The following is a 7162-nucleotide window of genomic DNA, read 5'->3' as shown; positions in this document are numbered from 1 at the left end:
CGCGGGCCGCGTGCCGGAACATCAGCTCGGCCCAGAGTTGTGTCATCGCGGTCTGCGCCTCGATCGGCAGGCGCGCCCAGATCCTGGTCGTGGAGCATGGCATGGCTGCTCTCCGCTGACGGCGGTCTGCCATGCTCGCGGGTCCACCGGACCAAGGCCCGCAGACTGCTGGGGGAGAACAACAAGACTGGCACGGCCGATCCTCCGTCGGTGAGGTCCTCGGTCCAGGACTGCGGGATCCGCTCCCGCCGGCCGTCTGGCAACTCAATCTTGAGGTAGGCTGCCCCCCCGTGCCCGCTGGAGCGCCGGCCCACGCGGACAACTTGCCCACAGTCCGGATGGCCAGGGTGGCTGATCCTGACCCAATCCGCCTGTCCATGATGGCCAACAGCATTATGCTGCCAGCTCGTCGCCGGAGGCGAACAGCGCGTTCTTTCGGGACAGGCAGAGGGGCCGGATGGCGCGCTCGACGGTGTTATTGTCCATCTCGATCCGGCCGTCGTCGAGGAACCGCACGAGGCCGTCCCGGTGGTTCAGGGCGTAGCGGATCGCCTCCGCCGTCGGGCTGCTGCCGGGCAGGCGCGCGAGGGCTTCCCGTAGCCAGGCGAACAGCTCCTCGGCAAGGGGGCGGCTCCTGGCCTGGCGGGCGGCCTGCCGGACCTCCGGGGGCCTGCCCCTGATCTCCGCCTCGACGGCGTAGAGGGCGGCTATTCGCCGCAGGGCTTCGGCCGCGATCGGTGCCGTCTTGCTCTTCGCCAGCGCGATGAACTCGCGGCGGACATGCGGCCAGCGGAACGCGAGCGTCATGCCCCGCTCGGCGGCGACCGCCTTGTAGACGCCGTAGCCATCGCACTGGAGGATGCCGCCGTAGTTCCGGAGCAGCGCGCGGGCGTGCTCGGCGCCGCGGCCCGGGGCGTAGTGGAACACCACGGCAGGCGGGTCCGTCCCGCCCCAGGGCCGGTCGTCCCGCGCGAGTGCCCAGGCGTAGCCCTTCTTCGTCTGGCCGCGCCCCGGGTCGAGCACCGGCATCGTGGTCTCGTCGGCGAACAGCTTGGGCGAGGTGAGGAGGATCTCGTGCATCCGGCGCACGACGGGCAACACTTCGCAAGCCGCCGTGCCGGTCCAGTCCGCCAGCACCTCGCGGCCGATCTCGATCCCCTGCCGCAGCAGGATCTGGGACTGGCGATAGAGTGGGAGGTGGTCAGCGTAGCGCGACACCAGGACATGGGCGACGGTGGCCTCCGTCGGCACCCCGCCCTCGACCAGGCGGGGTGGCGCCGAGGCCTGCAGCACGGTGCCGGGACAGGCTCGGCAGGCGAGCTTCGGGCGGCGCGTGACGAGGACCTGGAACCTCGCCGGGATCACGTCCAGCCGCTCCGACGTGTCGATCCCGATCTCAACCAGCGCGCCGTTGCAGCATGGGCAGGTCGTCGTCTCCGGCGCGAGCACCACCTCGACGCGGGGCAGGTGCGCGGGCAACCGCCCGCGCCCGGCACGGCGGCGCCGGACTGTCCCCTCCCGCTGCTCGGGGGAGGTCCTGGCCACCTCGGCCGCGGCCTCGGCGATGGAGGCCTCGAGCTCCTCGAACGCGAAGTGGAGCTGATCCTCAGGCAGGCGCTCGGACCGCCTGCCGAACTGCATCCGTCGGAGCTTCTCCAGCAGATGGCGCAGCCGCTCATTCCGCTCCGCCAGCGCGTCCCGCTCGGCAACCACCGCGACGAGGAGCGCGCGCAATGCCGCGGGGTCGTCAGGAAGGCTCGTCAGATCGATGTCGGCCGCGCGCATCGCACGCCGAGTCTATGCAGCCGCGGTCGGCCTGGGAACCCGTTTCGGCGTCTGCATGCGCGACCAATCAAAGCCGTCGAACAGCGCCGCGAACTCGACTGGGCTGAGCCGCATCACGCCATCCACGATCGGCGGCCAGCGGAACACGTTGCCCTCGAGCTGCTTCCAGACCAGCACCAGCCCGCTCGCATCCCAGACCAGGATCTTGATCCGGTCCGCACGGCGCGACCGGAATACCAGGACAACGCCCGAGAACGGATCCTCGCCCAGCATCTCGGCCGCCAGCGCCGCCAGGCCATGCGCCCCCTTGCGGAAGTCCACAGGCTGCGTGGCGAGAAGGATGCGCGCCCCCGCCGGGAGCGCGATCACGCCTCCAGCGCCGCGGCCAGCCGGGCCAGCACCGCCACCTCCGCCTCGCCGCCAACCCGCAGCACGCGGCCGTTTCGCAACACGACCTCGACCGCCGCCCCGACCGTCTCCCGGACAGGCGGCGCAACGAACTCCGGTACCGCGGCCGGAACACCTGGCCCGACCACCAGGGGCACCAGCCGCGGTGGGCGCAGGGCCGCCCTGCGCTTCACCGGCCTGCCCTCGGCCTCGCGCCGCCAGCGGTGGATCAGGCTCGGCGAAATGCCGTGCCGCTGCGCCACCTCCAGCACCCGTGCCCCGGGCTCGGCAGCCTCTGCCAGGAACGCCGCCTTCTCCTCGGCCGTGTAATCCCGCCGCGCGCCGCGGGTGACGATCTCCACCCGCTCCATCGCCCCAGTGCTAGCACCAGTGCTGGCACTCGCACCCGCCACCCATCGCGCCATCGCAACACCTCCGCGACGGCCTACCTCGCGAGGTCAACGACAGCGCGCAAGAAGGGCCCCCACGCCGCGCTTACCGTCGAGGGCGGCGAACAGGTCCGTGGTACCGTGCCGGACATAGTCGTGGCTGTGGCGCTCGACCTGGCCAGGGCGCATGGGCAGGACCGGCGCGGTCCCCTCATTGGCCTGGATCTGCGGCTTCTCGTCCACACACAGCACCAGAGCGCGGCCGGGTGGGTTAAGGTAGAGGCCGACCACGTCCCGCACCTTGTCGACGAAGGCCGGATCGCGAGAGAGCTTGAAGGTCTCGGACCGGTGCGGCTGGAGGCCGAACGCTCGCCAGATGCGCGAAACCATGGTCTGGCTCATCCCGGCCTGCCGCGCCATGGCGCGCGTTGACCAGTGGGTTGCACCCTCGGGCTAGCGCTCCAGCGTTCGCGTGATCATCGCCTCGACAGCATCGTCACCCACCCGCCGAGGTGCCCCGCTGCGGGGTGCGTCGACCAGCCCCTCCAGGCGGTGCGCCCGGAAGCGACCACGCCAGGTGATCACGCTCTGGCGGCTCACGCCGAGGCGGGCCGCGATGGCCCCGTTGGGCAACTCCGGCTCGGCATCGGCCGCCAGCACGATGCGCCCGCATCACCGCCGCTTGACCCGCGCCACGTCGCCGGACCAGGCGCTGCAGCGCCTCGCGTTCCTGCTCCGTCAGCACCACCACTGCCGCTCTCGGGCCACGTGCCATGGACGCCTTCCGCCAGAGACGCCCAACCTTACACCCCGCCCCAAGTGTCAGAGAACCTCTAACTCAAACCACTAGCTGTGCCTTGACTCCGGGCTATGATGTTGCTGGTGGATCGTCCCGGCACCAGGTCGATCAGCGCCACGCGCCCGCCACACGCGCGCACCACCTCAGCTCCCACCACATCTTCCACTCGATAGTCCGCACCCTTAAACAGCACGTCCGGCTGTAGCCGGGTAATTATTTCCAACGGCGTGTCATCGTCGAATGACACGACAAGATCGACGGACTGCAGCGCCGCGATCACCGCCGAACGGTCGTCCAATGTGTTGATAGGACGACTCAAGCCCTTCAGTCTTCGCACGCTGGCATCACTGTTGAGTGCGACCACCAGTCGGTCGCACGCTGCGCGCGATGCAGTTAGCATCGTGACATGCCCGCGGTGCAGGATATCGAAACAGCCATTGGTAAAGCCAACTTCTAGCCCCCGACGGCGCCAACCTTCGATAATCGCAACTGCTCTACCGGGCGACACAACCTTGCCAGCGATATCAGCAACCGTAGCCGCATCAGCGTCCAACGCAGCATTAAGCTCCTCGATGTCCAGCGTCGCTGTGCCGAGCTTACCCACTACGACACCGGCTGCCGCATTGGCGATGCGCATGGCTCGGGGCAATGGATGGCCTGCGGCCACGGAGAGCGCGGCTACGGCGATCACCGTGTCACCAGCGCCCGACACGTCGAAGACCTCCTTCGCATGAGTAGGCACAACGTGCACGCTGCCATCCAATTCGGTGAGCAGCATGCCCTTCTCCGAGCGTGTGACCAGCATCGCCTTTGCCTGGGCCGACGTCAGTAGGGCCTGGGCTGCTGCAGCCACTTGCTCATCGGTCTCAACAGGCGCGCGCGCTGCAGCGGCCAGTTCCTTCAAATTGGGCGTTAGCACGGTGGCGCCGCTGTAGAAGGCAAAGTCATCTCGCTTAGGATCAACGAAGACCGGGATTCCTGAGCGGTGCGCCACTTGGATGGCGTAGCGGACGACTTCCGCGCGTAGGAGACCCTTCGCATAGTCAGAGATCACGAGAGCTTGGCAGCCGGGCAGCCTCTCCGAGAGACGCCGGCAGACCGCCGCAACATCCGCCTCGCTGATAGCGCCCGTGACTTCCTCATCAAGCCGCACAAGTTGCTGATGGGTAGCGATGATGCGGGTCTTGCAGATAGTAGGACGTGTGGCGGATCGGATGTTGGCGTCGATCAGCCCTGGCGCGCCCTCGATCAGCGCGGACAACTCTCGCCCCGCGAGATCCTCACCCACGATGCCCAGGAGAACCGCCTGCCCCCCAAGTGAGGCGATGTTGCGCGCGACGTTTCCGGCGCCGCCAAGCATCGCTCGATGCTCAGTCATGCGGACCACCGGCACCGGCGCCTCGGGCGAGATGCGGTCAACCCGGCCATAGTAAAACCGGTCGAGCATCACGTCGCCGAGACAGAGGATGCGCTGACCGACGAAGTCTATCATTCCCGGACCACCCTACGGAAAGCCTCGCGCCGGACATGGCGGCCGTCGAGGAAGATCGCGGCGGCGCAGTAGCCCGGCCGGGCTAGAGCGCGCAACCAAGAATGGGCCACGTTGGCTGCTCTCCGCGCCGGTCCGGCTCACCTGACCCGCCTGGGCGGTCCTGTATTCCGCCGTCGGAGCCACGACCGGTCGAAGTGGTCCGACCGCTCCTCTGCTCCGTCCCGACGCTCTTCTGTCCAGAGCTACCGGTGTGAGATCAGCCCCTCGAGATAGGCTCCGTACCCGCTCTTGCTCTGCTTCGCAGCCAGGGCGCGCAGGGCGTTGTCGTCGATGAAGCCCATGCGCCAGGCGATTTCCTCGGGGGAGGCGATTTTCATGCCCGTGCGCTTTTCGATGGCGCGGACGTACTCGCCGGCCTCGAGCAGGCTGTCATGGGTTCCGGTGTCGAGCCAGGCATAGCCGCGGCCGAGGCGGATCACGCGGAGCGAGCCCTCCTCCATGTAGAGGCGGTTGAGGTCGGTGATCTCCAGCTCCCCGCGTGGGGAGGGCTTAATCCTGCGCGCCATGGCGGAGGCGCGGCCGTCGTAGAAGTAGAGACCGGTCACGGCCCATTCCGAGCGGGGCTTCGCCGGCTTTTCCTCCAACGAGATGGCGCGATAGGCCTCGTCGAACTCTACCACGCCGTAGCGGTGCGGGTCGGCGACGCGATAGGCGAAGACCGAGGCGCCGGGTCCCTCCGGCCGGGCGGCCAGTAGTTCCTCGTCGAGCGCGTGGCCGTGGAAGATGTTGTCGCCCAGCACGAGGGCGGAAGGCGAGCCGGCCAGGAATTCCTCGCCGAGGATGAAGGCCTGGGCCAGGCCGTCCGGGCTGTCCTGCTGGATGTAGGAGAGGCGGATGCCCCATTGTTCGCCGGAGCCGAGCAGGCGCTGAAAGAGCGGCAGGTCATGCGGCGTGGAGATGATCAGGATGTCCCGGATCCCGGCCAGCATGAGCACGGAGAGCGGGTAGTAGATCATCGGCTTGTCGAAGACCGGCAGAAGCTGCTTCGAGACGGCCAGCGTCGCGGGGTAGAGCCGGGTGCCGCTGCCGCCGGCGAGAATAATGCCCTTCATGGCTTAGTTAGTCTCCACCGGCCCGATAAGCGCATCGAGGCAGCGCGATAGGGAGCGGCGCCAGTCAGCGGCCTGGATGCCGTGGACGCGGGCGATGCGCCCGCAGTCGAGCCGGCCGTCCGCGGGGCGCCGGGCCGGGGTGGGGTAATCCGCTGTCGTGATCGCAAAGAGACGCGGCACAGGGCGCCTGCGCCGGCCCGCCTCCTCGAAGATGGCTTGCGCGAAGCCGTGCCAGGTGGTCCAGGGCTGTCCGGTGAGGTGGAAGACGCCGAAGGCCTCGTCCCCGGCGGCCGCGGTCGCGAGGCGCGGCAGGATGCGCGCGATGGCATCCGCCAGGTCAGCCGCGAAGGTGGGCGCGCCGTGCTGGTCGGCGACCACTGACAGCGCCTCGCGCTCCTGCCCAAGGCGCAGCATGGTCTTGACGAAGTTGTGGCCGTGCGGGCTGCAAACCCAGGCGGTCCGCAGGATGATGCTCCGCGGGTTGGCGGCCAGGACGGCCTGCTCGCCGGCCAGCTTGGATTCTCCGTAGACGCCGATCGGATCGGTTGGAGCGTCCTCCGTGTAGGGAGCGCCGCCATCGCCGGGGAAGACGTAGTCGGTTGAGACATGGACGAAGGGCAGGTTCCGCCGGGCGGCGGCCTCGGCCAGCAGGCCGGCGCCGGTCGCGTTCACGGCAAAGGCCAGGTCGCGCTGGCTCTCGGCCTTGTCCACGGCCGTGTAGGCGGCCGCGTTGATGATGGCCTCGGGCGCGGCCTTTTCCACGGCAAGGGCGATGGAGGCCGGGTCGGTCAGGTCGAGCTCGGGCGCCTCCTGCGCGACCACGGCGTGGCCGTCGCGCGGCAAGCGGTTCAGCAGCTCGATGGCGAGTTGGCCGGTGCGGCCAGCAACGAGGACGCGCATCAGGCCGCGTTCCTGGTCGTGCTCTGCTGAGCCGGCGTGTCGAGCAGCCCGAGGCGCTCGCCGCTGTACTTTTCGCGCAGGGGACGCCACCAGGCCTCGTTGTCGAGGTACCATTCGATGGTGCGCTCGATGCCGCCCTCGAAGGTGACGCCGGCGTCCCAGCCCAGCTCACGCTGGGCCTTGGTCGGGTCGATGGCGTAGCGCCGGTCGTGGCCGGGCCGGTCGGGCACGAAGGTGATCAGATCCCGGCGCGGGCATGATCCGGGGCGCAGGCGATCCAGCGTGTCGCAGATGGTGC

Annotated in this window: 7 protein-coding genes and 1 pseudogene; all 8 read right to left on the bottom strand. The window is 68.9% G+C overall.

Annotated features, from left to right (window positions below):
* Positions 1–393: 393 nt before the first annotated feature.
* Positions 394–1785 (bottom strand): IS66 family transposase, encoded by a 1392-nt coding sequence (tnpC, locus tag ACO1BU_RS35240; protein ID WP_424140558.1) that lies wholly within the window; start codon positions 1783–1785, stop codon positions 394–396.
* Positions 1786–1797: 12 nt separating this feature from the next.
* On the bottom strand, positions 1798–2154 hold the full coding sequence (gene tnpB / locus ACO1BU_RS35235; protein ID WP_424140557.1) for an IS66 family insertion sequence element accessory protein TnpB: 357 nt from the start codon (positions 2152–2154) through the stop codon (positions 1798–1800).
* Complete coding sequence (gene tnpA / locus ACO1BU_RS35230; RefSeq protein WP_424140556.1) at positions 2151–2597, bottom strand: IS66-like element accessory protein TnpA; 447 nt, start codon at positions 2595–2597, stop codon at positions 2151–2153. The genes tnpB and tnpA overlap by 4 nt, the downstream gene beginning before the upstream one ends.
* Positions 2598–2660: 63 nt before the next feature.
* Positions 2661–3336 (bottom strand): annotated as a pseudogene (locus ACO1BU_RS35225) (IS630 family transposase); the annotation flags it as partial.
* A gap of 58 nt (positions 3337–3394) precedes the next feature.
* The gene (gene hldE, locus ACO1BU_RS35220) at positions 3395–4849 is read right to left on the bottom strand and encodes a bifunctional D-glycero-beta-D-manno-heptose-7-phosphate kinase/D-glycero-beta-D-manno-heptose 1-phosphate adenylyltransferase HldE (protein ID WP_424140559.1); all 1455 of its coding nucleotides are present in this window, start codon (positions 4847–4849) and stop codon (positions 3395–3397) included.
* A gap of 245 nt (positions 4850–5094) precedes the next feature.
* Positions 5095–5964 (bottom strand): glucose-1-phosphate thymidylyltransferase RfbA, encoded by an 870-nt coding sequence (rfbA, locus tag ACO1BU_RS35215; RefSeq protein ID WP_424140555.1) that lies wholly within the window; start codon positions 5962–5964, stop codon positions 5095–5097.
* 3 nt (positions 5965–5967) lie between these two features.
* Positions 5968–6864, bottom strand: a complete 897-nt coding sequence (gene rfbD / locus ACO1BU_RS35210) for a dTDP-4-dehydrorhamnose reductase (RefSeq protein WP_424140554.1) — start codon at positions 6862–6864, stop codon at positions 5968–5970.
* A partial coding sequence (locus tag ACO1BU_RS35205; RefSeq protein WP_424140553.1) for a GDP-mannose 4,6-dehydratase occupies positions 6864–7162 on the bottom strand: 299 nt, incomplete at its 5' end. The genes ACO1BU_RS35205 and rfbD, both read right to left, overlap by 1 nt.

It is taken from the genome of Roseomonas chloroacetimidivorans (assembly GCF_049629625.1).
Lineage (GTDB): Bacteria > Pseudomonadota > Alphaproteobacteria > Acetobacterales > Acetobacteraceae > Roseomonas > Roseomonas chloroacetimidivorans.
Note: the sequence above shows the minus strand (reverse complement) of the source record. Positions and strands in the feature narration are given on the sequence as shown.

What these genes read in the sequence shown, in the direction of transcription:
- tnpC (WP_424140558.1), bottom strand. Translation starts at nt 1,785, where the DNA reads ATGCGCGCGGCCGACATCGATCTGACGAGCCTTCCTGACGACCCCGCG.
- tnpA (WP_424140556.1), bottom strand. Translation starts at nt 2,597, where the DNA reads ATGGCGCGATGGGTGGCGGGTGCGAGTGCCAGCACTGGTGCTAGCACT.
- rfbA (WP_424140555.1), bottom strand. Translation starts at nt 5,964, where the DNA reads ATGAAGGGCATTATTCTCGCCGGCGGCAGCGGCACCCGGCTCTACCCC.
- rfbD (WP_424140554.1), bottom strand. Translation starts at nt 6,864, where the DNA reads ATGCGCGTCCTCGTTGCTGGCCGCACCGGCCAACTCGCCATCGAGCTG.